The organism is Micromonospora sp. NPDC049359 (genome assembly GCF_044466585.1).
Lineage (GTDB): Bacteria > Actinomycetota > Actinomycetes > Mycobacteriales > Micromonosporaceae > Micromonospora.
This window is the reverse complement of the sequence record NZ_JBITMW010000016.1, coordinates 61,727-85,301: the sequence shown is the minus strand read 5'-3', so window position 1 is coordinate 85,301 and position 23,575 is coordinate 61,727. Positions and strand designations below refer to the sequence as shown.

General features: G+C 71.9%; 26 protein-coding genes. 7 read left to right on the top strand and 19 right to left on the bottom strand.

The window, feature by feature from the left end; translation table 11 throughout:
* Positions 1-25: 25 nt before the first annotated feature.
* Positions 26-838 carry an isoprenyl transferase gene (locus ACIBTX_RS29555; protein ID WP_357133255.1) on the bottom strand — a complete coding sequence of 271 codons (813 nt, stop codon included), beginning with the start codon at positions 836-838 and terminating at the stop codon, positions 26-28.
* Entirely contained in the window at positions 835-1,752 is a 918-nt protein-coding gene (recO, locus tag ACIBTX_RS29550; protein WP_357133253.1) for a DNA repair protein RecO, read from the bottom strand. Before recO ends, ACIBTX_RS29555 begins: the two co-directional genes overlap by 4 nt.
* A 101-nt stretch (positions 1,753-1,853) precedes the next feature.
* Here recO and ACIBTX_RS29545 point away from each other — a divergent pair, with 101 nt between their 5' ends.
* Complete coding sequence (locus ACIBTX_RS29545) at positions 1,854-2,660, top strand: DUF4097 family beta strand repeat-containing protein (protein WP_357133251.1); 807 nt, start codon at positions 1,854-1,856, stop codon at positions 2,658-2,660.
* On the opposite strand, the gene ACIBTX_RS29540 is transcribed toward ACIBTX_RS29545, so the two are convergent.
* The 12 genes from ACIBTX_RS29540 to ACIBTX_RS29485 form a co-directional block, all read right to left on the bottom strand.
* Positions 2,647-3,765 carry an acyltransferase gene (locus ACIBTX_RS29540; protein WP_357175635.1) on the bottom strand — a complete coding sequence of 373 codons (1,119 nt, stop codon included), beginning with the start codon at positions 3,763-3,765 and terminating at the stop codon, positions 2,647-2,649. The two genes, ACIBTX_RS29545 and ACIBTX_RS29540, sit on opposite strands and share 14 nt — an antisense overlap.
* 75 nt (positions 3,766-3,840) lie before the next feature.
* Positions 3,841-4,737, bottom strand: coding sequence for a GTPase Era (era, locus tag ACIBTX_RS29535; RefSeq protein WP_396833302.1), 897 nt, complete (start codon positions 4,735-4,737; stop codon positions 3,841-3,843).
* A 5-nt stretch (positions 4,738-4,742) separates the two neighbouring features.
* Positions 4,743-5,129 carry a cytidine deaminase gene (locus ACIBTX_RS29530; protein ID WP_357175640.1) on the bottom strand — a complete coding sequence of 129 codons (387 nt, stop codon included), beginning with the start codon at positions 5,127-5,129 and terminating at the stop codon, positions 4,743-4,745.
* Positions 5,122-6,546, bottom strand: a complete 1,425-nt coding sequence (locus ACIBTX_RS29525) for a hemolysin family protein (protein WP_357133373.1) — start codon at positions 6,544-6,546, stop codon at positions 5,122-5,124. Before ACIBTX_RS29525 ends, ACIBTX_RS29530 begins: the two co-directional genes overlap by 8 nt.
* Complete coding sequence (gene ybeY / locus ACIBTX_RS29520) at positions 6,522-6,995, bottom strand: rRNA maturation RNase YbeY (RefSeq protein WP_357133243.1); 474 nt, start codon at positions 6,993-6,995, stop codon at positions 6,522-6,524. The genes ACIBTX_RS29525 and ybeY overlap by 25 nt, the downstream gene beginning before the upstream one ends.
* A 15-nt stretch (positions 6,996-7,010) precedes the next feature.
* Positions 7,011-8,069 (bottom strand): PhoH family protein, encoded by a 1,059-nt coding sequence (locus ACIBTX_RS29515; protein WP_355053214.1) that lies wholly within the window; start codon positions 8,067-8,069, stop codon positions 7,011-7,013.
* 159 nt (positions 8,070-8,228) lie between these two features.
* Positions 8,229-8,537, bottom strand: coding sequence for a helix-turn-helix domain-containing protein (locus ACIBTX_RS29510; RefSeq protein ID WP_357133241.1), 309 nt, complete (start codon positions 8,535-8,537; stop codon positions 8,229-8,231).
* A 123-nt stretch (positions 8,538-8,660) separates the two neighbouring features.
* The gene (locus ACIBTX_RS29505; protein ID WP_396833283.1) at positions 8,661-9,494 is read right to left on the bottom strand and encodes a PhzF family phenazine biosynthesis protein; all 834 of its coding nucleotides are present in this window, start codon (positions 9,492-9,494) and stop codon (positions 8,661-8,663) included.
* Positions 9,495-9,535: 41 nt separating this feature from the next.
* Positions 9,536-10,213, bottom strand: coding sequence for an HAD-IA family hydrolase (locus tag ACIBTX_RS29500; RefSeq protein ID WP_357398845.1), 678 nt, complete (start codon positions 10,211-10,213; stop codon positions 9,536-9,538).
* A complete protein-coding gene (locus ACIBTX_RS29495) occupies positions 10,213-11,217 on the bottom strand; it encodes an NAD(P)H-dependent flavin oxidoreductase (RefSeq protein ID WP_396833282.1) in 1,005 nt (334 codons plus the stop codon). The genes ACIBTX_RS29500 and ACIBTX_RS29495 overlap by 1 nt, the downstream gene beginning before the upstream one ends.
* Positions 11,218-11,307: 90 nt before the next feature.
* Positions 11,308-11,664 (bottom strand): VOC family protein, encoded by a 357-nt coding sequence (locus ACIBTX_RS29490; RefSeq protein WP_357133235.1) that lies wholly within the window; start codon positions 11,662-11,664, stop codon positions 11,308-11,310.
* A gap of 32 nt (positions 11,665-11,696) precedes the next feature.
* Positions 11,697-12,056: a histidine triad nucleotide-binding protein gene (locus ACIBTX_RS29485; protein WP_357133233.1), complete on the bottom strand. Its 360-nt coding sequence runs from the start codon at positions 12,054-12,056 to the stop codon at positions 11,697-11,699.
* Positions 12,057-12,149: 93 nt separating this feature from the next.
* Here ACIBTX_RS29485 and ACIBTX_RS29480 point away from each other — a divergent pair, with 93 nt between their 5' ends.
* Positions 12,150-12,911: an SDR family oxidoreductase gene (locus tag ACIBTX_RS29480; RefSeq protein ID WP_357175648.1), complete on the top strand. Its 762-nt coding sequence runs from the start codon at positions 12,150-12,152 to the stop codon at positions 12,909-12,911.
* Positions 12,912-13,206: 295 nt separating this feature from the next.
* On the opposite strand, the gene ACIBTX_RS29475 is transcribed toward ACIBTX_RS29480, so the two are convergent.
* The 3 genes from ACIBTX_RS29475 to hrcA all read right to left on the bottom strand — a co-directional run bounded on the left by ACIBTX_RS29475 (position 13,207) and on the right by hrcA (position 16,187).
* On the bottom strand, positions 13,207-13,941 hold the full coding sequence (locus ACIBTX_RS29475) for a 16S rRNA (uracil(1498)-N(3))-methyltransferase (protein ID WP_357175651.1): 735 nt from the start codon (positions 13,939-13,941) through the stop codon (positions 13,207-13,209).
* 1 nt (position 13,942) lies between these two features.
* Positions 13,943-15,091 (bottom strand): molecular chaperone DnaJ, encoded by a 1,149-nt coding sequence (gene dnaJ, locus ACIBTX_RS29470; protein WP_355053230.1) that lies wholly within the window; start codon positions 15,089-15,091, stop codon positions 13,943-13,945.
* A 73-nt stretch (positions 15,092-15,164) separates the two neighbouring features.
* A complete protein-coding gene (hrcA, locus tag ACIBTX_RS29465) occupies positions 15,165-16,187 on the bottom strand; it encodes a heat-inducible transcriptional repressor HrcA (RefSeq protein ID WP_355053206.1) in 1,023 nt (340 codons plus the stop codon).
* A gap of 213 nt (positions 16,188-16,400) precedes the next feature.
* Between hrcA and ACIBTX_RS29460 the strand changes: the two genes are divergently transcribed.
* The gene (locus ACIBTX_RS29460) at positions 16,401-17,042 is read left to right on the top strand and encodes a DUF4870 domain-containing protein (protein ID WP_357133226.1); all 642 of its coding nucleotides are present in this window, start codon (positions 16,401-16,403) and stop codon (positions 17,040-17,042) included.
* 62 nt (positions 17,043-17,104) lie between these two features.
* Here the strand turns inward: ACIBTX_RS29460 and hemW are convergent, their stop codons facing one another.
* Positions 17,105-18,328, bottom strand: a complete 1,224-nt coding sequence (hemW, locus tag ACIBTX_RS29455; RefSeq protein ID WP_396833301.1) for a radical SAM family heme chaperone HemW — start codon at positions 18,326-18,328, stop codon at positions 17,105-17,107.
* 19 nt (positions 18,329-18,347) lie between these two features.
* Here hemW and ACIBTX_RS29450 point away from each other — a divergent pair, with 19 nt between their 5' ends.
* Positions 18,348-19,157, top strand: a complete 810-nt coding sequence (locus ACIBTX_RS29450) for an enoyl-CoA hydratase-related protein (RefSeq protein ID WP_357133224.1) — start codon at positions 18,348-18,350, stop codon at positions 19,155-19,157.
* A 40-nt stretch (positions 19,158-19,197) separates the two neighbouring features.
* Here ACIBTX_RS29450 and ACIBTX_RS29445 read toward each other — a convergent pair whose 3' ends face one another.
* A complete protein-coding gene (locus tag ACIBTX_RS29445; protein WP_357133222.1) occupies positions 19,198-19,962 on the bottom strand; it encodes an SDR family NAD(P)-dependent oxidoreductase in 765 nt (254 codons plus the stop codon).
* Between the two features lie 199 nt (positions 19,963-20,161).
* Here ACIBTX_RS29445 and ACIBTX_RS29440 point away from each other — a divergent pair, with 199 nt between their 5' ends.
* From ACIBTX_RS29440 to ACIBTX_RS29430, 3 genes are all read left to right on the top strand, one after another.
* Positions 20,162-21,067 (top strand): hypothetical protein, encoded by a 906-nt coding sequence (locus tag ACIBTX_RS29440; RefSeq protein ID WP_396833281.1) that lies wholly within the window; start codon positions 20,162-20,164, stop codon positions 21,065-21,067.
* Between the two features lie 223 nt (positions 21,068-21,290).
* Entirely contained in the window at positions 21,291-22,193 is a 903-nt protein-coding gene (locus tag ACIBTX_RS29435) for a phytanoyl-CoA dioxygenase family protein (RefSeq protein ID WP_238649186.1), read from the top strand.
* Positions 22,194-22,353: 160 nt separating this feature from the next.
* Entirely contained in the window at positions 22,354-23,556 is a 1,203-nt protein-coding gene (locus ACIBTX_RS29430; protein ID WP_357133217.1) for a low temperature requirement protein A, read from the top strand.
* Positions 23,557-23,575: the final 19 nt, after the last annotated feature.

Genomic DNA, 23,575 nt, shown 5'->3' with positions numbered 1-23,575 from the left:
AGCGTGACGTATGGGTAAGCCTCGCTCAGGCCGTCGGAGCCACCGGATTGGGCAGCGCGCCCCCGAAGCGCCGGTCCCGCTGGGCGTACAGCTCGCACGCGTACCAGAGGTGGCGGCGGTCGAAGTCCGGCCACAGCGTGTCGAGGAAGACCAACTCGGCGTACGCGGTCTGCCAGAGCAGGAAGTTGGAGATCCGTTCCTCGCCGGAGGGCCGCAGGAACAGGTCAACCTCTGGGATCTCCGGGTGGTAGAGGTACTTCGCGACGGTCTTCTCGGTGACCTTCGCCGGGTCCAGTCGACCGGCCGCGACGTCCCGGGCGATCGCGGCGGCGGCGTCACCGATCTCGGCGTGCCCGCCGTAGTTGACGCAGAACTGCAGGGTGAGCGTCGAGTTGTCACGGGACATCTCCTCGGCGGTCTGCAGCTCGGAGATGACGCTCTTCCACAACCGCCCCGGACGCCCCGACCAGACCACCCGGACGCCCAGGTCGACCAACTGGTCGCGGCGTCGACGGATAACGTCCCGGTTGAACCCCATGAGGAAGCGGACCTCGTCGGGCGAGCGCCGCCAGTTCTCGGTGGAGAAGGCGTACGCCGAGAGGTAGGGGATGCCCATCTCGATGGCCCCCTCGATCGTGTCGAAGAGGCTGTGCTCGCCGGCCTCGTGCCCCTTGGTGCGGGGCAGCCCGCGGTCCTTGGCCCACCGGCCGTTGCCGTCCATCACGATGGCCACGTGCTTCGGCACCGCCCCCGCGGGCAGCGCCGGCGGCCGGGCGCCGGACGGGTGGGGCGTCGGTGGCGTCGGCTCGCGCCGACCGGACCTCGTCGATCGGATCACTCGGCTCTCTCCTTGCTCGTGCCGTCCGCTCCGGAACCGACGTCACCGCCCGGCCGGAGCATCCCGGCCCCGGACCCGACGTCACCGCCCGGCCGGAGCATCCCAGCCCCACCGCCACCCGGCGGCGGGACCGTACCGGCGACCGGGGTGGTGCTCCGGTCGACCAGCGGCAGCGAGCGTAACGCGCGTTCCAGGTGCCACTGGAGGTGCGCCGCCACCAGGCCGCTGCACTCCCGTCGTACCCCGGTGTCGGTGGCATCGGCGACCACCCAGTCGCCGGTGGTCAGCGCGGACATCAGGTCGATGGTGGCCGGCGCGGGGTGAGCCGCGCCCGGCGGCCGGCAGTCCGGGCAGACCGCGCCGCCGGCCGGCACGGAGAACGCGCGGTGCCGCCCGGGGGTGCCGCAGACGGCACAGGCGGTCAGCGCCGGCGCCCAGCCGGCGAGGGCCATCCCCCGCAGCAGGTACGCGTCGAGCACGAGGGTGGTGTCGTGCTCGCCCCGGGACAGCGCCTTCAACGCCCCCACGGTGAGCTGGAACAGCCGCAGCGATGGTTCCCGCTCGACGGGTGTCAGCCGCTCGGCGGTCTCGGCGATCGCGCTGGCCGCCGTGTAGCGGGGGTAGTCGCCCAGGAACCGCTTGCCGTACAGGTCGATGCCCTCGACCTGGCTGACCGTGTGCAGCGAGCTGCCGTGGTTGCCCTTGGGGTCACCGGCGAGTTGCAGGTCGACGTGACCGAACGGTTCCAGGCGGGCGCCGAACTTGCTCATGGTGCGCCGGACTCCACGGGCGACCGCCCGCAGTCGGCCGTGCCGGCGGGTCAGCAGGGTGATGATCCGGTCGGACTCGCCGAGCTTCTGCACGCGCAGCACCACCGCGTCGTCGCGGTAGAGCTGTCGGCGGTACCCGGCCATCGGACCATTCTCCCTCGGGGTGTGAAATCAGGGTCGCTTCGGGGTGGACGCGAGGATGAACCCCGATGCGCCGGGCCGACGACCGCCGTTAGCGTGCTGCCATGGCACCGCACCAGAGCACCGCCGTCCGCCGTCGCCGCGCCGCCGCGCCCGTCGCGTTGGGGTTGTCCACCGCCCTCATCCTGCTGGCCGGGTGCGACAACCTGTCGTTTCGTCGGCTCGACTACGACGACACCGAGCCGGTGAAAATCACCACCATCCGGGTGGACGGGGGCTCCGGGGACGTGATCATCCGAGGCACCGGCGCGGCGGGCGAGGCGCGGATCAAGCGGGTGGTGCGCTACCAGGGCGGCGAACCCAAGGCGCGGTACGAGATCAAGGACAGCGAGTTGGTGTTGAACACCGACTGCGGTGACCGGTGCAGCGTCTCGTACGAGGTGACCGTGCCGGCGGGCGTGAGCGTGCAGGGCGACAACGGCTCGGGCGACGTCGAGCTGACCAAGGTGGGCGCGGTGAAGCTGCGGCTGGGCTCGGGTGACGTACGGATCACCGAGGTCACGGGCTCGCTCGACGTGGAGACCGGCTCGGGCAACATCGACCTGAGCGAGGCCGGTTCGACGGTACGGCTGCGGGCCGGCTCCGGCGACGTCAGCGCCCGCCGGGTGGCCGGCGCGACGGACGCCGAGGCCGGCTCGGGCAACGTGACCATCGAGTTGGAGACGCCGACCTCGGCGCGGGCGCACGCCTCCAGCGGAGACGTCAGCCTGCTCGTACCGGCGGGCAGCTACCGGGTCCGCTCCAGCACCGGCTCCGGCGACGCGCGGATCACCGTGGCGGACGACCCGGTGGCGTCCCTGGTGCTCGACGGCTCGGCGGGCAGCGGCGACGTCACCATCAGCGAGCGTTGATCTCGACCGTCGCCGCCTCGGCGGGCAGCCGCTGCGCCGGCACGGTGGCCCGCCCCACGGTCTCGCCGATCGCAGGCCGATCTGTCCGGCCGTTGCCGGGGACGGCCGGCGAGCCGACGGGGACCAGTTCCGGGCGGCGGCGGGCGGCGACGTCCTCGACCCAGCCGACGGCCAGCGTGACCAGACCGACCAGCGCGAAGACCAGCAGCACCCGTACCGCCAGTCCCACCGGGTCCTGGTGGGACCAGCCGACCACGTCGACGAGCGGGGTGAGCGCCACCACGAACGGCAGGTGCCAGAGGTAGATGGTGAGCGCCCGCCGGTTGACCACGGTCACCGCCCGGTCGGCGAGCCGGCTGCGCGACAGCCAGGCCACCCCGGCCGGCGCCCGGCCCAGGACGACCAGGATGAACGCGGCCGACCAGAGGGCGTTGCCCAGGTGGTTGTCGTTGAGGTCGTACCCCCGGGGGCCGGGATGCGTGACGATCCAGGCCCCGCCGACGACGGCGAGGGCCAGCGCGAGCGGGTACAGCACCCGGCCGGTGAGGCGGCGCAGCATCCCGGCGTGGTGGGCGAAGCCCAGCACCCACGCGCCGAAGTACAGCCCGAACTCGCGCACCACCGGCGGCGCCGGGTAGATGCCCACCTCGATGGTCACCAGCAGCAGGTACGGGGCGAGCAGGGTGGCAAGCGGGGCCCGCCGGAACAGCCAGAACGCGACCGGTGAGGCGAACACGAACCAGAGGTAGTCGCGCAGGTACCAGATGACGCTCAGCGCCAGAGCGCCCCAGTTGTTGGCCGGCGGGTCGGCGATCGGGAACAGCCACAGCAGCACCCGTGGGGACAGCGGCAACCCGGTGAACAACATGGCCGGCACGAAGACCACCGCCACCACCCACAGCGACGGCAGCAGACGGCGCAGCCGACGGCCGACCGCCGCCGGGCCGGACCGGGCGAGCGAGGCGGCCATCAGCGAGCCGGCCAGCGCGAACATCACCGACATGGCGGGGAACACCAGAGTGAGGGTCGCCCACCCGGTGACGTGGTAGACGACGACTCGAACGATGGCCAGGAAACGGAGCAGATCGAGATATCTGTTGCGCATCAGCCTGCATCTGGATCGGGGGCGCGGGGGTTGCCCTCTCCCCTACCCGGCCCGACCCACGAGCCAAACGACGCCTCAGAAACCCAGCTTGCGCAACTGCCGTGGGTCGCGCTGCCAGTCCTTCGCGACCCGGACGTGCAGGTCGAGGTAGACCCGCGAGCCGAGCAGCTCCTCGATCTGCCGACGGGCGGTGGTGCCGACCTCCTTGAGCCGGCTGGCCCGGTGGCCGAGCACGATCGCCTTCTGGCTGGGACGCTCCACGTACACGTCGGCGTAGATCTTCATGAGCTGGCCCTCGGGGATCATCTCCTCCACCACCACGGCGATGGAGTGCGGCAGCTCGTCGCGGACCCCCTCCAGGGCCGCCTCCCGGATCAGCTCCGCGACCAGCACCTGCTCCGGGTCGTCGGTCAGCATGTCGTCGGGGTAGAGCTGCGGCGACGGCGGCAGGTACTTCGTCATCACGTCGACGAGGGTGCCCACCTGGTGCCCGGAGACCGCGCTCACCGGCACGATCTCGGCGAACTCCCCCAGCTCGCTGACCGCGAGCAACTGCTCGGCCAACCGACGCTTGTCCACCAGGTCGGTCTTGGTGACAACCGCCAGCACGGTCGCCTTCAGCTCGGCCAGCTCGCCCGTGATGAACCGGTCACCGCGCCCGACCGGCTCGTCCGCCGGGATGCACAGGCCGATGACGTCCACCTCGGTCCAGGTGGAGCGGACCAGGTCGTTGAGGCGCTCGCCGAGCAGCGTACGAGGTCGGTGCAGGCCGGGCGTGTCCACCAGGACCAGCTGCGACTCCGGGCGGTGCAGCACCGCCCGGATGACGTGCCGGGTGGTCTGCGGCTTGTTCGACGTGATCGCGATCTTGGTGCCGACGATCGCGTTGGTCAGGGTGGACTTCCCCGCGTTGGGACGGCCGACGAAACAGCCGAACCCGGCCCGGTACGGGCGGGCCTCCGGGTCGCGCACCGGGCTCACTCGGTCACCGTGCCGAGGACCGTGCCGTCCGGGGCGGCGACGTGGATCGGCGCGTCCGGGGCGAGGTCACGCACCACCGCGTGCCCCGCGCCGTCCAGCGTCGACGCCTCGGTCACCACCGCCGCCGCCTCCAGCCGACTCGCCCCGGCGGCGACCGCCGAGGCGACCGCCAACTGCAGCGCGGTGAGGGTCAGCGAGGGCAGCGCCACGCTCGCCGCCGCGTACGTCCGACCGTCCTGATCCCGGACCGCGGCGCCCTCCACGGCACCGACCCGCGCACGGGCGCCCCGGGCCAGGACGACGAGCTTGCCGTCCTCGGCGCTCAGCGGCGCCGGTGCGCCAGGGGTGGGCCGGGCGGTGGGCGCGGCGGGTGTCTCAGGCATCGGCGGCTTGCCTCTCGTCGTCTCGGTAGTGGTTCGGGTCGCTGCCGGGGCCGGCGTGCTCGCCGCGCCCGGTGGCGTCCTGCGTGTCGCCCGACTCCACCCTGCTCACCAGGACGGTGTCGATCCGGTTGCGCCGACCGGTGGTGCCCTCGGCGACCAGCCGGAGACCGGCCACCTCGACCTCCGCTCCGGGGATCGGCACCCGCCCCAGCGACTGGGCGAGCAGGCCACCGACCGTCTCCACCTCGTCGGTGGGCAGGTCGGTGTCGAACAGCTCGCCCAGGTTCTCCACCGGCAGGCGGGCCGTGACCCGCACCGAGGAGTCCGCGAGGCGCTCGACCGGCGGGCGTTCGACATCGTACTCGTCGGTGATCTCACCGACGATTTCCTCCAGGATGTCCTCGATGGTGACGAGGCCACCGGTGCCGCCGTACTCGTCGACCACGATGACCAGGTGGTTGCGTGCCGCCTGCATCTCCGACAGCAGGTCGTCGACCGGCTTGGACTCCGGCACGAAGGTCGCCGGGCGCATCAGCTCGGCCACCGGCACCTGCTCGGCGCCCGGGTCGCCGCCGCGCGACCGGCGGATCAGGTCCTTGAGGTAGAGCACCCCGAGTACGTCGTCGACGCTCTCGCCGATGACCGGGATGCGGGAGAAACCCGAGCGCAGAAAGAGCACCAGCGCCTGGGCCAGGGTCTTGCCCTCCTCGATCCACACCATCTCGGTGCGCGGCACCATCACCTCGCGGGCGATGGTGTCGCCGAGCGCGAAGACCGAGTGGATCATCTGGCGCTCGCCGTGCTCCACGACGCCACGCTGCTCGGCCAGGTCGACCAGCTCACGCAGCTCCACCTGGCTGGCGAACGGCCCCTCCCGGAAGCCGCGGCCCGGGGTGACCGCGTTGCCGATCAGGATGAGCAGCGACGCGAGCGGGTTGAGCGCGCGACCCAGCCAGCGGACCAGCGGCGCGACCGCCCGGCCCACGGCGTACGCGTGCTGCCGGCCGATGGTGCGCGGGGCGACACCGACCACCACGAAGCTGACCACTGTCATCGCGCCCGCGGTGACCAGCGCTGCCCGCCAACCCGCGCCGAAGCTGTCCACCGCGACCAGCGCCACCAGCGTGGTGGCGGTCAGCTCGGCGAGCAGCCGCAACAGCAGCAGCAGGTTGAGGTGCCGGACGACGTCCCCGGCCACGACCTGGAGGGTACGGGCACCGCGCACGCCGTCCCGGGCCAGTTCGGCGGCCCGGGCCGGCGAGACCGCGGCGAGCGCCGCCTCGGTCATCGCGATCACGCCGGCCAGCACCACCAGGCCGGCCGCGAAGACGATCAGTTGCAGGTCGGGAAGGCCGGCCGTGGGGCCGACCGCGAGTAACACAGGAGTGGACATCACGGGGTGCGGGTCGACCGCCAGCTCGCCAGCAGTCGGGCCTGGAGGCCGAACATCTCCCGTTCCTCCTCCGGCTCCGCGTGGTCGTACCCGAGCAGGTGCAGCACGCCGTGCACGGTGAGCAGGTGCAGCTCGTCGGCCGGGGCGTGCCCGGCGGCCGCGGCCTGCTTGGCCGCCACCTCGGGGCAGAGCACAATGTCGCCGAGCAGGGCCGGTTCGCCGCCGGCCGGTGCGGTCTCGCCCGGACCGTGGTCGACGCTTCCCTCGTCCATCGGGAAGGCGAGCACGTCGGTGGGGCCGTCCCCGCCCATCCAGCGGTGGTTCAGCTCGGTCATGTAGTCGATGTCGACCAGCAGCACGGACAGCTCGGCGAGGGGGTTTACCCCCATCTCGTCGAGGGCGTGCCGGGCGACGGCGAGCACGGCGTCGGTGTCGACGTCGACACCGGACTCGTTGGCGATCTCGATGGACAACTGCTTTCCTCTGCTTTAGCGGCGGCGGCCGGCCCGGCCGCCCTGGGCGGGTCGCCCGGGTACGGCATGGACGCCCTGCGCCTGCTGGTTCTCCCGCTCGGCGTCCCAGCGGGCGTACGCGTCGACGATCTCCCCGACCAGCCGGTGACGCACCACGTCGGAGCTGGACAACTGGGCGAAGTGCACGTCGTCGACGTTTCCCAGGATCTCCCGGACGACGCGCAGCCCGCTGCTCGTCCCGCCGGGAAGGTCCACCTGGGTGATGTCACCCGTCACGACAATCTTGGAGTTGAAGCCGAGCCGGGTGAGGAACATCTTCATCTGCTCGGGCGTGGTGTTCTGCGCCTCGTCCAGGATGATGAACGCGTCATTGAGGGTCCTACCGCGCATGTACGCCAGCGGGGCGACCTCGATCGTGCCGGCGGCCATCAGCTTCGGGATCGACTCCGGGTCGATCATGTCGTGCAGCGCGTCGTAGAGCGGGCGCAGGTACGGGTCGATCTTCTCGTTGAGCGTGCCAGGCAGGAAGCCCAGCCGCTCGCCGGCCTCGACCGCCGGCCGGGTCAGGATGATCCGGTTGACCTGCTTCGCCTGCAACGCCTGGACGGCCTTCGCCATGGCCAGGTACGTCTTGCCGGTACCGGCCGGGCCGATGCCGAAGACGATGGTGTGCGAGTCGATCGCGTCGACGTACCGCTTCTGCCCGAGCGTCTTCGGGCGGATGGTGCGCCCGCGGCGGGAGAGAATGTCGAGGGTCAGGACCTCGGCGGGCCGCTCGGCGCTGCCCTGCTCGAGCATGCCGACGGTACGCCGGACGGCGTCAGTGGTCAGGGTCTCGCCTTTCTCGATGAGTTCGAGCAGCTCACTGAAGACCCGCTCGGCGAGGGCGTTGTCGGCGGGAGCGCCGGTGATGGTGATCTCGTTGCCGCGGACGTGCACGTCACTCGCGACCGAGCGTTCGACGAGGCGCAGGATCTCGTCACCCGCGCCCAGCAGATTGACCATGATCTTGGGGTCGGGCACGGTGATCCTGGTCTGCACCCGGGGCGGGCCGGGAGGTGGGGTGCCAGTCATAGGTCGGGCCGAGGGGCCCTGCGCACCTGCTCTCAATCTCGGCGCCGGCCCAGCTGGCACGGCGTGCGGACGTTACACCCATCGTATCGGTTCAACGCGGGCCGCATCGCGCCCATTTCCGCTGGCCGCGATCAACTCGCGACCTGCGGTGGAGAAGCGTCAGGGGCGGTGATTCAGGGGTTCATCTTCCGCGTCCTCGCCCCGGGCCGAGGCCCACGCGTGGGACCAGCGCACGAGCGGGCGCAATGCCTGGTAGGCGCCGCGCCCCAGCTCCGTGAGCGTGTAGGCGGTGTCCGGCTGCTGGGCGACGAGGTGGGCGTCAAGTAGTTCGGTGAGCCGTTGCCGCAGGACGCTGGAGGACATGTTGTCGCAGCGCTGCTGCAGCGCGCGGAAACCGAGCGGCCCGTGCTGCAACTCCCAGACGATGCGCAGGTTCCAGCGGCGGCCAAACAGGTCGAGGGCGGCCATGAGGGGTCGTCCGGTACTCGATCCGCGTACCGGCTGGCCTGGCCTGGGTACCGTCATCGCCGTTGCGCCCCTCTTGATGCTCGATGTCCGATACAGCAGTGTCCAGTGCGTTGATTCGTCGCCTCAGTCTCCGTCGCGGACGACCGCCAACCCGCCGACCCGGGTCGTGATGCCCGCCGGCCCACGTCGGGCCGAAGCGAGCACGCTGGCGGGTCGACCGAGGGTGTCACCCTGCTCCACCTCGATCGCGACGGTCTGCGCCCCGGTCGAGTCGAGCAGGTGGGCGGCGAGGCAGCCGGTGCTGTTGGCGTTGGCGACGTCCTCGTCGACGCCGATGGCCGGCGCGAACATCCGCGCCGCACCCGGTCGGTCGCCCAGCGGCGGCACGTACACGAAACAGCCGAGGAGCCCGTACCGCCGACACGCCGCAGCCAGCCTGCCGGGGTGTGGGCAGACTCGGACCAGCGCCGACCGGTCGCGGACCGGTACCAGCATGCGCGGTGCGCCGGGCGCAGCGATCCGTGGCCCGTCCTGAGGATGCGGATCGTCCGCCCTGAGCCCGAGCGCGTCGACGATCGCGGCCCACTCGTTCGGCGCCGGGTGACGCAGTGCGACGAGTCCCTGGTCGAACCACACCTCGATGCCGCCAGGGCGGCGGATCGCGACGGTGTCGAAGGTGCGCCCGCCGGTGTGTTGGCGATCCTTGAGCTCAGCGCGGCCGGTACGCATCAACCGGACGGCCTGCGCGGCAACGGTGCCGTGACCGCAGCCGGACAGCTCGCCGGTGGCGGTGAAGAAGCGGACCGGCCAGCCGCCGTCCCGCGTCCGACCCGGGCCGACGAACGCCGCGTGCGAGGTGCCGGCAGCGGCAGCCACCGCACACCGGTCGGGGTCCGTCGCCGCCGGATCGTCGTCGGTTACGGCAGTGGGGCTGCCACCCCGACCGTCGCGCCGCACGCACGCATCGACAACCGTAATCTCCGGCCAGACTACGTCGTTCACCGGTGCGCCCTGTCCAGCCAGTCGGTGATGAGGGGGATGGTGTCGCCGAGGGTGTCGACGCGGTGGTGTGCGCCGACGAGTTCGTCGTCGGGATGGGTGGTGCGTACGGCGATCACTGTCATGCCTGCGGCTCGGGCTGCTTCGATGCCTGCGGGGGCGTCCTCGATCACCAAGCAGTCGGACGCCGGGAGGTCGAGTAACTGCGCGGCTTGCAGGTAGCCCTCGGGATCGGGTTTGCCCAGCCGGACGTGGCCGCTGTCGACCAGCACGGGAGGATCGGGTAAACCGCCTGCGAGCAGACGGTGCAGCACCGTCGGAGCTCGGCCGGAGGTGACGACGCCCCACCGCCGGCCGGTCAGCAGACGCAACACCTCGGCGGCATCGGGATACACGGGAAAAGCGTCACCCTCATCGGCCATGAGCTCGCGGACCAGCAGGTATTCGGCTTCCGCATCGAGCTGTGGCGCTACGACCGCGATGGTGTCGACGGGCCGGCGACCATGGGTGTGTGACCAGACCAGGTCAGGGTCGAGGTTGCGTTGCGTCGCCCATTGGCTCCAGATCCGGCGGTAGGCAGGGTACGAATCGATGAGCACACCGTCGACGTCGAACAACACTGCCTTGTCAGCAGCGCCCGCGCCGATGTCGTGCAGGCGATGTGACCCTTGATCCATCACGCGGCCAGGTCGTGCAGGGCGCCGACCGTGGTGGCCGCCTGTACGGCCATGTCGTGGATCAGCCGGGCGGCGGGGAGGACCTCGTGCACAAGGTGCACCGACTGACCCGCGTACAGCGCCATGTCTTCCAGGTCCCCGGTCATGTCGGGCAGCGGTATCAGATCCCCGTACCGATAGTGGTTCTCGTCGGCCGCGTCCACCGCCACGACATCGCCCTCGCCGGGCCGATGCGGTGCCTGCGGCGAGCCGGCGGCCTCCCACCGTCGGAGGGTCCCGTTGCGCAACGCCCGGTGCGGCGCGTGCGGCCAGCCGCCGTCGAAGCACCGGGTGTACACGGCGTCCACGCCGGCGGCGGTGATCAGATGCCGCCGATACACCTCATGCGTGGCAGCCTCGGCGGCAGCCAGGAAACGGGTGCCCAGCATGACGCCCTGGGCGCCGAGCGCCAGCGCCGCCGCGACCCCCCGGCCGTCCGCGATCCCACCCGCGGCAACCACGGGTACGGGGCCGACCGCGTCGACGACGGCGGGCACCAGGGCCATCGTGGACGTGCTGCCGCGGACATGACCGCCGGCCTCCCAGCCCTGTGCCACGACGACGTCCACGCCGTCGGCGACCGCGTGGACCGCTTCGGCGACCTCGCCGACCGTGTGCAGATGCAGCGCGGCCGCCTTGCGGATGCGGGCATTCGCCGGCGACGGGTCTCCCCAGAAGGTGGAGATGGTCGGCACTCCCTCTTCCAGGCACACCGTCAGTAGGTCGTCCACCGGAAAATCGAGAACCAGGTTCGCGCCGAACGGCCTCGTGGTGAGTTGGCGAGTTCGCCGGATGGTGCGCCGTGCCTCTTCGGGACTCTGCCAGGTCAAGGCCAACATGCCGAGGCCACCGGCCTCGGATACGGCTGCGGCCAGGTCCGGTCCCGCAGCCGAACCCACCGGCGCCTGGATGATCGGCAGCCCGATGCCCAGCCGTTCGCACAGGGCGGTGCGCAATCCCCTCACGAGCCCCCCCCGAGTGCTTCGAAAATCGAATCGGTCGGCTCGGACGTTACTGCTTCGGATACCGAAGCGTCAACAGGGTGTGACGGGCCGTCAGCGGTAGTACTGGACCAGGCAGAATTCGTGGTCCTCCGGGTCGGCCATGACGACAACCACGCCCTCGTCGTAGTCGTGCCGCTCGCCGGTGTACCGACCACCGAGATCGATGACCAGGGCCATGGCCTCGTCGATCCGGTCAACGGAGATGTCGAGGTGAATCCGTACCTTGCCGGTCCTGGCTTCCGACACCGGCTGGAACACCAACCGTGGCTGAGGTTCACCACGTTCACCGAGGTAGACCCAACCCTGCTGCGACGGACCGGGCTCGCGACCGAGCAGACCGCTCCAGAATCGGGCTACCCGCTCGGGGTCGAGGCAATCAATCGTCACACCGGACCAGACGTTGGCCATGCGCCGATCCTGGCAGAGCGTCGGGCCGGCCGTCAGGTCAGGTCTCGGGCGAGCATCGGGCCCAGTGGCGCGCCGCCGAGCAGGTGGGCATGCACGTGGAACACCTCCTGCCCGCCGTACGCCCCGGTGTTGAACATCAGCCGGAACCCGTCGCCGAGCAGCCCCTCGTCCTCGGCGACCGCGGCAGCCGTGGCCAGCACCGCCCCGGCCAGCGCCGGGTCACCCTCGGCGAGGGTGGCGACGTCGGCGTAGTGCTCCTTCGGAATGACCAGGACGTGCACGGGGGCCTTCGGGCCGATGTCGCGGAAGGCGAGCGTGGTGTCGGTCTCGCGGACGACGGTGGCCGGGATCTCCCCGGCGACGATGCGGCAGAACAGGCAGTCGGATCCCATCTGGGCAGTGTAAGGAAGGGCACCTTGCTAACGCCTGAGGTATAGGAAGGGGCCCTTCCTTACAACTGGGGGTGCTCAGGCAGGATGGCCGGCATGACGGATCGGGCGGTTCTGGTGACGGGGTCCTCGCGCGGCATCGGCCGGGCGGTGGTGGAGGCGTTCGCCGCCAGTGGGGACCGGGTGGCTATCCACCACCGCGACTCCGCCGAGGCGGCCGAGGAACTTCGCGCCGGGCTGCCCGGGTCGGGGCACGTGGTGGTCCGCGCCGACCTCACCGACCCGGCCGCGGTCCGCACCATGGTCGACCGGGCCGCCGATCAGCTCGGTGGCCTGGACGTGCTGGTCAACAACGCCGGCACGTACGGCGACCGGGACGTCCCGCACCCGGTCTTCGGCACCTCGTACGAGGAGTGGCAGGCGCGCTGGCGGCAGGTGCTGGAGACCAACCTGACCGGTGCGGGGAACGTGATCTGGTGCGCCGCCCAGCACCTGCGCCAGCGGGGTGGCCGGATCGTCAACGTGTCCTCCCGGGGCGCGTTCCGGGGCGAGCCGGAGCAGCCGGCGTACGGCGCCAGCAAGGCGGGGCTGAACGCGCTCGGTCAGTCCCTCGCCGTGGCGCTCGCGCCGTACGGCATCACGGTCGCCACGGTGGCGCCGGGTTTCGTGGCGACCGACATGACGACCGAGCACCTGCGCGGCGAGCGGGGCGCGGCGATCCGGGCGCAGAGCCCGTTCGACCGGGTGGCCCGGCCGGAGGAGATCGCGGCAGCGGTGCACTGGCTGGCCTCGCCCGAGGCCGAGTGGGCCTCCGGCACGATCGTCGACCTCAACGGCGCTTCGTACCTACGCAGCTGACCTCGCGATTCACGCTCGGCGCGGCGTTCGCCGACCGACCGGCGGTGCGCTGCGCCTCCTGCGGGCGGACGGCGGACAACACTGTGAGCGTGATGCCTGTCAGTCATCTTGATGACTGACAGGCATCACGCTCAATGGAGTGCGCGGCTCCGATCCGCCCGCATCACCGGCCCGCGAGCCGCAGGCACCAGCGGCCGAAGCGAACGCGGGCCCAGGCTGGCGGCCGAAGCCAGCGGCGGCAGGGTGGCGGCCGAAGCCAGCGGCGGCAGGGTGGCGGCGAGTCGGGGGTGGGCGACTACCAGCGGCCGAGGCGGGTGGCGAGCACGCTGAGCGCGGCCACGCCGGCCGTGGAGGTACGCAGCACCTCCGGCCCGAGGCGTACCGGCCGGCCACCGGCCTCACGGAAGGCCGTCAGTTCGGCCCGGTCGATGCCGCCCTCGGGGCCGACCACCAGGACGATCTCCCCGGCCGACGGCAGGTCGACGCCGGTCAGCGGCTCGTCGGCCTCCTCGTGCAGGACGAACCCGGCGGCGGCGCCGGCGATCCGGCGGGCGACCGTGGCGGTGGACTCGTCCGGCGCGCCGGCCACGACGGGCAGCCAGGGCCGGCGGGCCTGTTTCGCCGCCTCGCGGGCGGTGGCCACCCATTTCTCGCGTGCGCGTACGCCCCGGTCGCCGCGCCACTGGGCCACCGAGCGCGACGCCGCCCAGGGCACGATCTCGTCCACCCCGACCTCGGTCATCGCCTGCACGGCCAGCTCGCCCCGGTCACCCTTGGCGATGCCCTGCACGGTGACGATCCGGGGTACGGGCGCGTCCGCGTACCCCCGGGAGGTGACCGCGACCTCCAGGCTGCCCCGGCCGACGGTGGTGACCACGGCGGCGGCCGTGCCGCCCCGACCGTCGGCGAGCAGCAGCTCCTCGCCGACGCGCAGCCGCTGCACGGTTGCGGCGTGGTACCCCTCCGGGCCGTCCAGGGTCAGCGCGTCACCGGTGGGCAGCGCCTCCACCAGGAACAGCGGCGCCGACACCTCAGGCGTGCCCGTTGAACGCGTCGCGCATCCGGGAGAAGAAGCCGCCCTGCTTGGTCAGCTCGGCGACCTCCTCGCCCCGGGTCTTGGCGAAGTCGCGCAGCATCTTCTCCTGGTCGGGGTCGAGCTTGGTGGGCGTCCGGACGTCCAGGTGCACGTAGAGGTCGCCCCGGCCGGTGCCGCGCAGGTGCGGTACGCCCCGGGCGCGCAGTCGCAGCGTGCTGGCCGGCTGGGTGCCGGCCTTGACGTCGACGGTCTCCTCGCTGTCCAGCGTCTTGATGGTGAGCCGGGTGCCCAGCGCGGCGGCGGTCATCGGCACGGTGACGCGGCAGTGCAGGTCGTCACCCTTGCGGGAGTAGACGTCGTGCGGACGCTCGTGGATCTCCACGTAGAGGTCGCCGGCGGTGCCACCGCCCGGGCCCACCTCACCCTGCTGGGCCAGCCGGATCCGCATGCCGTCCTCGACGCCGGCCGGGATCTTGACGGTGAGCGATCGGCGGGTGCGTACCCGGCCGTCACCGGCGCAGGTTGGGCAGGGGTGCGGGATGGTGGTGCCGTAGCCCTGGCAGACGGTGCACGGCCGGGCCGAGACCACCTGGCCGAGGAAGGTGCGCTGCACGGACTGCACCTCGCCGCGGCCGGCGCACGCCTCGCAGGTGGCCAGGTGGGTACCGGCCGCGGTGCCGGCGCCCGAGCAGGTGGTGCAGAGCACGGCGGTGTCCACGGTGATCGGGGCCTCGACGCCGAACGCCGTCTCGTGCAGGTCCAGTTCGAGGCGCAGGATCGCGTCCGCGCCCGGACGGGTCCGTGGACGCGGCCCGCGGCCGGCGCCGCCCGCGGCGCCACCGAAGAACGCGTCCATGATGTCCTGGAAACCGACGAACGGGCCGGCTCCCCCCGGACCACCCGGGCCGCCCGCGCCCCCGCCGCCGGGGGCGAGCGGGTCGCCACCCAGGTCGACGATCTGCCGCTTCCGGTCGTCCGAGAGGACCTCGTACGCGGCGTTGATGTCCTTGAACTTCTCCTGGGCCTCCGGATCCGGATTGACGTCCGGGTGGAACTGGCGTGCCAGCTTGCGGTAGGCGCGCTTGATCTCGTCATCGGAGGCTTCCCGGCTGACACCGAGGATGCCGTAGTAGTCCCTGGCCACTGCGTTCCGTGTCCTCATGTTCGTCTCGCGTTGCGCCGACCGGCGGCCGCAGCCGGCCGTCGGCCCTGACTGGTCAGTTCTGGGCCAGCAGCTCGCCCACGTAGCGTGCCACGGCGCGCACCATGGCGATATTGCCGGGGTAGTCCATCCGGGTCGGCCCCAGCACTCCCAGGCCGCCCACGATGGTGGCCCCCGGGCCGTACCCGGTGCTGACCACCGAGGCGGCACGCAGGTTGTCGAACTCGTTCTCGTCGCCGATCAGCACCCGGGTCGTGCTGGGCTCGGTCTCGCCGATGAGCTTGAGGAGCACGACCTCCTCCTCCAACGCCTCCAGGATGGGCCGCAGCGAACCCTGGAAGTCGAGCAGACCACCCCGGGTCAGGTTGGCGGTGCCGGCCAGGGCGATGCGTTCCTCGTGCCGCTCGACGAGCGTCTCCAGCAGCACGGTGGAGAGCGTGGTCATGGCCGGGCGCAGCTGCACCGGCGCCTCTTCCACCAGCGCCTGCACCAGCGGTGGGGTGTCCGACATGCGCTCACCGGCGAGTTTCTCGTTGACCAGGCGACGCAGGTCGGTGACGTCGTCGGCGGGCACCGGTCCGGGCAGCTCCACCAGCCGCTGCTCCACCCGGCCGGTGTCCGCGATCATCACGAGCATCAGCCGGGTGGTGGAGATCGGCACCAGCTCCAGGTGGCGGACCGAGGAGCGGGCGAGGCTCGGGTACTGCACCACGGCCACCTGCCGGGTCAACTGGGCGAGCAGCCGTACGGTGCGGTGGACCACGTCGTCGAGGTCGACGGCCCCGACGAGGAAGCGCTCGATGGCCCGGCGTTCGGCCGGACTGAGCGGCTTGACCCGGGACAGCCGGTCGACGAAGAGCCGGTAGCCACGGTCGGTGGGCACCCGGCCGGCGCTGGTGTGCGGCTGCCGGATGTAGCCCTCCTCCTCCAGCACGGCCATGTCGTTGCGGACCGTCGCCGGGGAGACCCCGAGCTGGTGCCGCTCGACCAGCGCCTTGCTGCCGACCGGCTCCTGGGTCGAGACGTAGTCCTCGACGATGGCGCGGAGCACGGCGAGCTTCCGGTCGTCCAGACCCATCCTCCGCACCTCCTGTCGCACGTCGGCCGCCGGCCCACCCGGGCCGACGGACCGTCCTGGCACTCGACTGTAACGAGTGCCAGTCTACGTCGGCGTGCCCGCCGACGCGATGATCAACGACGGCCCGTGACATCCCGCGCGGGCCGATCGGCCCGGACGACAGGGCGATGTCGCTCTGGTGCGGCGTTGCTCACGGCACCTACCGTGACAACCATGACTGAACCACCTCGCCCTCCCGGCGCGGGAGACCCCGGCAACTACCCGCCGGAGCCGAATCTCCCCGGCTCGTCCTCGTCGGCCGAGCCGCCCACCGCACCACTGTCCGGGGCGCCCGGCCCGGGCGGCTATCCCCCAGCCGGTGGCTATCCGCCGCCCACCGGTGACCAACCGCCGTCGGGCGGCTACCCTCCGCCGGGCGGCTACCCCCCACCAGGGGGTTACCCCCCGCCGGGTGGCACGACTGGCGGGTATCCGACCGGCGGCGCGTACGGCGGCCCCGGCGGCGGTTACGCCAACAACGAGGACAAGACCTGGGCGCTCGTCGCCCACTTCGGCGGCGCGGCCGGGATGATCATCAGCGCGGGCGTGCTCGGCTGGATCGCCCCGCTGGTGGCGTTGCTGGCCCGGGGCAGCCAGTCCCCGACCGTCCGGGCGCACGCCGTGTCGGCGCTCAACTTCCAGCTCGTCTGGTCGATCGTCGGCCTGGTCGGCTGGGTGCTGTCCTGCATCTTCATCGGCTTCATCGGCGTCGTGGCGGCCGTCGTGCTCGGAGCCGTGTGCGGCATCCTCGCCGGCATCAAGGCCAACGAGGGGCAGCTCTACCGCTACCCGCTCTCCGCCAACCTCATCAAGTGATCCGGGCCGGCCGCTCCCCCGGCCGGTCCGGCACACCGCCGCCGGCCGGGCGGGCGTCCGGCTCAGGGCAGCAGGTCCCGCACGACCGCGTCGGCGAGCAGCCGGCCGCGCAGGGTGAGGACCGCCCGTCCGGCGGCGTACCTCTCGGCGTCCAGCAGACCGTCGGCGAGGGCCCGCGCGGCACCGGCCCGGCCGGCGTCGTCGAGCACCCTCAGCGGCAGTCCGCTGGCGAGCCGCAGCCGGAGCATCACGTCCTCCATGTGCGCCTCGTCCGTGGTCAGCACCTCGCGGGCCAGGCCGGGTGACGCGCCGGCCGCCAGCCGCTGGGCGTACGTGGTGGGGTGCTTCACGTTCCACCAGCGCACCCCGCCGACGTGGCTGTGCGCGCCCGGGCCCAGGCCCCACCAGTCGGCGCCGGTCCAGTAGAGCAGGTTGTGCCGGCACCGGGCCTCGTCGGTGCGCGCCCAGTTGGACACCTCGTACCAGGAGAGGCCGGCCGCGTCGAGGGCGGCCTCCGCGGCCAGGTAGCGGTCCGCCGCCACGTCGTCACTGGGGTACGGCAACTCGCCGCGCTTCATCCGCGCGGCGAGCCGGGTGCCGTCCTCCACGATGAGGGCGTACGCGCTGACGTGGTCGACCCCGGCGTCGACGACCTGCTCCAGCGTGCCGGCGAAGTCCTCGGCCCGTTCCCCCGGCGTGCCGTAGATCAGGTCCAGGTTGACGTGGTCGAACCCGGCCTCGCGCGCCTCGCGGGCGGCGGCGGTGGCCCGGCCGGCGCTGTGTTTACGGTCCAGGATCGCCAGCACCCCCGGGGAGGCGGACTGCATGCCCAGCGAGATGCGGGTGTAGCCGGCCGTGCGCAGCAGCTTCAACGACTCCGGTGTGACCGACTCCGGATTCGCCTCGGTGGTCACCTCGGCGTCGGCGGCGAGCCCCCAGGTGCGGTCGATGCCCTCGAGGATGCGGGCCAGGTCGTCGGCGGGGAGCAGGGTGGGCGTGCCGCCACCGACGAAGACGGTGTCGACGCGGGGTGGCGGGTTGTCGCCGAGCACCCGGGCGGCGAGCGCCAGCTCGGCCAGCACGGTGTCGGCGTACGCCTCGCGGCTCGCGCCCCCACCCAGCTCGGCGGCCGTGTACGTGTTGAAGTCGCAGTAGCCGCAGCGACTGGCGCAGAACGGGACGTGGACGTACACGCCGAAGCCGCGCGCGCCGACCGCCGTGGTGGCGGTGGCGGGCAACGATCCGTCGCCGGGGACGGTCTCACCATCTGGAAGGACGCCGGGCATGGCCACTAGTGTGCCCGGCATGACCTCTCCCGACGTGCTCGTGCGGGTCGCCACGGCCCGTGGGGTGACCACCCTCACCCTGGACAGCCCGCACAACCGCAACGCGCTCTCCACCGCCCTGATGACCCAGTTGCTGGCGGGGCTGACGGACGCGGTGGCCGACGACGCAGTCCGGGTGATCGTGCTCGACCACACCGGGCCGGTCTTCTGCTCCGGCGCGGACCTGAAGGAGACCGCCGCGGCGTACGCCAGCGGAACCGTGCCCGCCGGCATGCTGGGCGACGTGCTGGCGGCGCTCTGGGAGTGCCCGAAGCCGATCCTGGCCCGGGTCGCCGGGCCCGCGCGGGCCGGCGGACTCGGCCTCATCGCCGCCGCCGATCTCGCGGTCTGCGCCGACGAGGCGACGTTCGCGTTCACCGAGGTCCGCATCGGGGTGATCCCGGCGGTGATCTCGGCGACCGTGCTGCCCCGGCTGCACCCGCGCGCCGCCGCCGAGCTGTACCTGACCGGGAACACCTTCGACGGGCGGCGTGCCGTCGAGGTCGGCCTGGTGACGGCCTCGGTGCCGGCCCAGGAGCTGGACGACGTGGTGCGGGGCTACTGCGACTCCCTGGTCCGCGGCGCGCCCGGCGCGCTGGCCGGCGCGAAGGATCTGCTGCGCCGGCCGGGCACCGCCGAGCTGCGCGGTGACCTGGCCCGTCTCGCCGCGCTCTCGACCGGCTACTTCCTCTCCGACGAGGGCCGCGAGGGGGTCACGGCGTTCCGGGAGAAGAGGTCGCCGCGATGGGTGGCCGCTCTGGACGCCGAACGCGGTGACCAGGCCGGGTAGGACCGCGGACGTCGGCCGGCTGCGGCGGCGCCCCGAAGGGTCACCACGCCGTCGCGCCACCGTCGACCGCGTAGTTGGCGCCGGTGATGTACGACGCCCGGTCCGAGGCGAGGAAGACCACCAGCTCGGCGACCTCCTCGGGGCGGGCGAAGCGCTTGAGCAGCGTCTTCGCCGTGATCGCGTCCCGGGCCTCCTGGTCGTCCCCCAGGTCGCGTTCACTGGCCGGGGTGAGGATGGGTCCGGGGCTGACCGCCACCGCCCGGATGCCGTGCGGCGCCCCTTCGAGCGCGAGCTGGCGGGTCATGCCGATGATGCCGGCGTTCGCCGCCGTGTGGCCGACCATCGGCGGGACGTGACCTGCGATCATCCCGGCCATCGAGGCCGCGTTGATGATGACGCCGCCACCGCGCCGGACGAGGTACGGCCAGGCGAACTTCGACACCAGGTACGGAATGTCGAGTTCACCGGCGATCGTGTACCGCCAGTCGTCGACCGAGAAGTCCGGCAGGGGGCCGAAGCGCAGCGCGGCCGCGTTGTTGTAGACGACGTCGAGCCCCCCGTACGCGGCCACGGCGTCCTCGACGAGCTGACGGACCTGTTCCGGGTCGGTCAGGTCGACGGGCGCGACGCTCGTCATCTCCCCACCGGCGGCCCGGACGAGGTCGACCGTCTCGTTGTTGCCGTCCACCTGGATGTCGGCCCCGACGACCTTCGCGCCCTCGCGGGCGAAGGTCAGCGCCGCGACGCGCCCCAGACCACCGCCCGTGCCGGTCACGAGTACCACCTTGCCGTCCAGCGTTCCCATCGAATTCCTCCTCGGCGCTGGCACGTCCGATTGACGTGTCAACCGGGAAAGGTCCTGGCCAGGCATTCTCTTCCGGCTGTTGACGACGGGTGACGCGGCAGACACGATCTCCCTCCGCAGGTGAGTTCCGCGCGCCAGGGGGAACGTCCCGATCGGCGCGCGACGGCTGAGCGAAGCCCGAACCGGTCGAACGGCCCGGATGACGCCGGCGGGGACGTACGCTTGTCGAACTGTCGATCAGGAGGTGTGGGTGCGAACTCGGGCTGCCGTGGCGGGCGGAGTGGTGCTCATCCTCGTCGCCGTGATCGCGATCTGGCTCGTCCTGAAGCGGGTTGGGGACGAACTGCGGCTGCCACTGGCGGGACGCACCTGCACGGTCCAGGCCGACGGCAGGGTGGTCCTGGACGTGGAGCAGATGGCGAACGCGGCCACCATCGCGGCGATCGGCGTCCAGCGCGGCATGCCCGAGCGCGCCGTGGTGGTCGCGCTGGCCACCGCGTACCAGGAGTCGGGGCTGCGCAACCTCGACCACGGTGACCGCGACTCGCTCGGGCTGTTCCAGCAGCGCCCGAGCAAGGGGTGGGGCACGCCGGAGCAGATCCGTGACCCCCGGTACGCGGCGAACAGGTTCTACAAGGCGCTCAAGAAGGTGCGCGGCTGGGAGAAGATGCGGGTCACCGATGCCGCCCAGCGGGTGCAGCGCTCGGCGTTCCCCGAGGCGTACCAGAAGTGGGCCGACGATTCCGAGGTGCTCACCAAGGCCCTGCTCGGCGACGCGACCGAGGCGGTGGCCTGCACGGTGGGGCGTACCCCGGTGATGCACGGCGCGGCGGCGGCCGCGCAGCTGACCCGCAACCTGGCGCTGGACTGGGGTGTGTCGAGCGCCGAAAAGGCCAGCCAGACAGGGCTGGCGGTGACCGCGCAGGGCCAGCGCGACGGCTGGCGGTACGCGCACTGGCTGGTCTCGCACGCCCAGGACCACGGGGTGAAGCGGGTCCGTTTCGGCGACCTGGAGTGGACCGCCCGCAACGGCACCTGGGGCCAGGTGACCGGCGAACAGGGCCCCGCCGGCCAGGTGGTGGCCGAGGTCTTCGCCGAGGGCTGACCGAGCCCGGATCTCTTAACCGGCAGTGACCGCACAATCGGACAAACAGCCGCAGAATCACCCGATGATCACGTAAATGTGACTCGCCGCACCGGTCCCGCTGCACGCGGTCCGACCCCGGGCCGTACCGTCGCCGCTCGCCCTCCCACCGCCCCGGCACTCGCGTTACGATCGGCGGCCTGTGCCAGAAATGGTTTCACCTCATGGGGAGGGGTACGACGCGGTGTTCGATTACGGCGACCGGACCGGCTACGAACCGATCAGCGACACTGACCGCAAGGAGTTCCACGAGCAGGGCTTCCTCCTGCTGCGCAACGTCCTGACGGAGGACCACCGGGCGGCGCTGGAGGCGGCTGTCGACCGCGTCTACGCGGAGGAGCAGGCCAAGGGCACCACCAAGAAGGACGGCACCCTGCACCTGCTGGGCTTCCTGGAGCGCGACGAGCTCTTCGGTGAGCTGCTGACCCACCCGATCGCCTTCCCGTACATGTGGGGGCTGGCCGGCTGGAACATCTACACCCACCACAACCACCTGGACGTCACCCCGCCGGCCGCCGAGCCGGAGAAGCCGTACTGGGGTTGGCACCAGGACGGGTACCGGCAGAACTCCGACCCGGAGACGATGGACCCGAACCTGCCCCGCCCGATGTTCTCGCTGAAGGTCGCGTACGTGCTGTCCGACCTGTCGGAGACCGGCCGCGGCGCCACCAAGGTCATCCCGGGCAGCCACCTGAAGAACTCGCTGTCCCGGCCGGCGGACCTCACGGTGCAGAACCCCGACCCGGAGGGCACGGTGGAGATCACCGCCAACCCGGGCGACGCGTTCATCTTCGACCGCCGGCAGTGGCACTCGCGCTCGACGAACCTGTCGACCATCACCCGCAAGATGCTCTTCGTCGGCTACACCTACCGGTGGATCCGTCCGCTGGACGAGCTGCACCCCGACGTGAACGGCGAGTGGTACCGCAACCGCACGCCCGTGCAGCGCCAGCTGATCGGTGAGGGCACCCACACCGCCAACTACTGGGGCATCAACTGGGACGGGTACGTCGACGACGAGATCCCGCTGCGCAAGGAGCTCAAGGAGCGCGGTCTGCTCGACCGCAACATCCCCTGGCTGCGCTGATCACCCGCTGCTGAGAACGGCCCCCCGCCACTGTCGGCGGGGGGCCGTCGCCGTATCCGCTTCCGGGCCACCAGGTGCCGCGCTGTCGGTAGCGTGAGGGGTAGGCAGAGCCGGGGCGCGGCGCTCGGGCGGGCGCGGGGTGGCACAGGAGGCAGCCGCGATGACGTCCGCTCCCCTCCCCCGGATCCTTCGCCGTCGGGGCGAGCCGGAATATCCGACCTTCCTGGAACTCTTCTTCGACCTGGTCTACATCTTCCTGCTCTCCCGACTCTCCGCCAGCCTGGGTGATGACCTCAGCATCCGGAACGCGGCGCAGACCGCCGTCCTGCTGCTGGCCGCCTGGTGGGTCTGGGTGCTCACGGCCTGGCTCACCGACCTGTTCAACCCCCGGCTGCCGATCATCCAGGCGACCGTCCTGCTGGTCATGCTCGGCGCCCTGCTGATGGCCATCGCGACACCACACGCCTTCGGCCGGTACGGGTGGCTCTTCGTCGCCGCGTACTTCGGCATCCACCTGGTCCGTGACGCCGTCCTGATCCCCGGCACCCGGATCAACCGCCCGATCCAGGCCCGGAGCATCCGGGTCTTCTTCTGGTTCGGCGTCACCGTGACCCCGTGGGTGGCCGGGGTGTTCGTGGACGGGACGGCCCGGCTGGCGCTGTGGTCGCTCGCGGTGGCGGTCGACCTCGGCTCGGCCCGGTTCGGCTGGCCGACGCCGGGGCTGGGGCGTACCGAACTCGCCAGCCAGATCTTCACCGGGGTGCACCTCTCCGAGCGGCACCGGGCGATCTTCATCGTCGCGCTCGGCGAGTTGATCCTGAGCATCGGCACGGGGCTGGCCGGCAGCGGGTTCACCGCCGGTCAGGTGACCGCCAGCGCGGTCGCGTTCGTCAGCGCGGTGCTGGTGTTCCAGCTCTACTTCCAGCGCGTCCGGCGAATCCTGGCCCCACCGAGCGTCACGACGGTGGAGCGGGTCCGCTCCGGCACCTCCACCTCGTACACCCACCTGGTGATGGTGGCCGGCGTGGTGCTGGTCTCGACCGGCACCTCGATGGTCATCGCCCGGCCGTCCGGTCACGCCCCGGCGGACGTGATGGCCGCCATTCTCGGCGGACCGGCGTTGTTCCTGCTCGGCAGCGTGCTGTTCGACGCCGTGGTGACGGCGCGGATCCTCTGGTCCCGGGTGCTGGCGATCGTGCTGCTGGCGGTCGTGCTGCTGTGCGCGCTTGTCGCGCCCGGCACGTTCCGGCTGCCGCCGTTGGCCGTCCTGGTGGTGGCGAACCTGGTCCTGCTGCTCACCCTGGCCGGGGAGGGGCTGGCCGCCCGTCGCAGACGGGCCGAGGTCACCGCGCCGGCCCGGTGAGGGATCGCCCCACCCACCG

Bases quoted from the DNA above. Each gene is read 5' to 3' on its own strand.
- ACIBTX_RS29510 (WP_357133241.1), bottom strand. From the start codon at position 8,537: ATGGCCGCCCTCGACCTGTTTGGCCGCCGCTGGAACCTGCGCATCGTC.
- ACIBTX_RS29430 (WP_357133217.1), top strand. From the start codon at position 22,354: ATGACGTCCGCTCCCCTCCCCCGGATCCTTCGCCGTCGGGGCGAGCCG.
- recO (WP_357133253.1), bottom strand. From the start codon at position 1,752: ATGGCCGGGTACCGCCGACAGCTCTACCGCGACGACGCGGTGGTGCTG.
- ACIBTX_RS29485 (WP_357133233.1), bottom strand. From the start codon at position 12,056: ATGGGATCCGACTGCCTGTTCTGCCGCATCGTCGCCGGGGAGATCCCG.
- ACIBTX_RS29540 (WP_357175635.1), bottom strand. From the start codon at position 3,765: ATGCGCAACAGATATCTCGATCTGCTCCGTTTCCTGGCCATCGTTCGA.
- ACIBTX_RS29490 (WP_357133235.1), bottom strand. From the start codon at position 11,664: ATGGCCAACGTCTGGTCCGGTGTGACGATTGATTGCCTCGACCCCGAG.
- ACIBTX_RS29515 (WP_355053214.1), bottom strand. From the start codon at position 8,069: ATGACTGGCACCCCACCTCCCGGCCCGCCCCGGGTGCAGACCAGGATC.
- ACIBTX_RS29445 (WP_357133222.1), bottom strand. From the start codon at position 19,962: ATGGGAACGCTGGACGGCAAGGTGGTACTCGTGACCGGCACGGGCGGT.
- ACIBTX_RS29450 (WP_357133224.1), top strand. From the start codon at position 18,348: ATGACCTCTCCCGACGTGCTCGTGCGGGTCGCCACGGCCCGTGGGGTG.
- ACIBTX_RS29460 (WP_357133226.1), top strand. From the start codon at position 16,401: ATGACTGAACCACCTCGCCCTCCCGGCGCGGGAGACCCCGGCAACTAC.
- ACIBTX_RS29480 (WP_357175648.1), top strand. From the start codon at position 12,150: ATGACGGATCGGGCGGTTCTGGTGACGGGGTCCTCGCGCGGCATCGGC.
- ACIBTX_RS29500 (WP_357398845.1), bottom strand. From the start codon at position 10,213: ATGGATCAAGGGTCACATCGCCTGCACGACATCGGCGCGGGCGCTGCT.
- hrcA (WP_355053206.1), bottom strand. From the start codon at position 16,187: ATGGGTCTGGACGACCGGAAGCTCGCCGTGCTCCGCGCCATCGTCGAG.
- ACIBTX_RS29440 (WP_396833281.1), top strand. From the start codon at position 20,162: ATGACGCCGGCGGGGACGTACGCTTGTCGAACTGTCGATCAGGAGGTG.
- hemW (WP_396833301.1), bottom strand. From the start codon at position 18,328: ATGCCCGGCGTCCTTCCAGATGGTGAGACCGTCCCCGGCGACGGATCG.
- ACIBTX_RS29530 (WP_357175640.1), bottom strand. From the start codon at position 5,129: ATGCCTGAGACACCCGCCGCGCCCACCGCCCGGCCCACCCCTGGCGCA.
- ACIBTX_RS29545 (WP_357133251.1), top strand. From the start codon at position 1,854: ATGGCACCGCACCAGAGCACCGCCGTCCGCCGTCGCCGCGCCGCCGCG.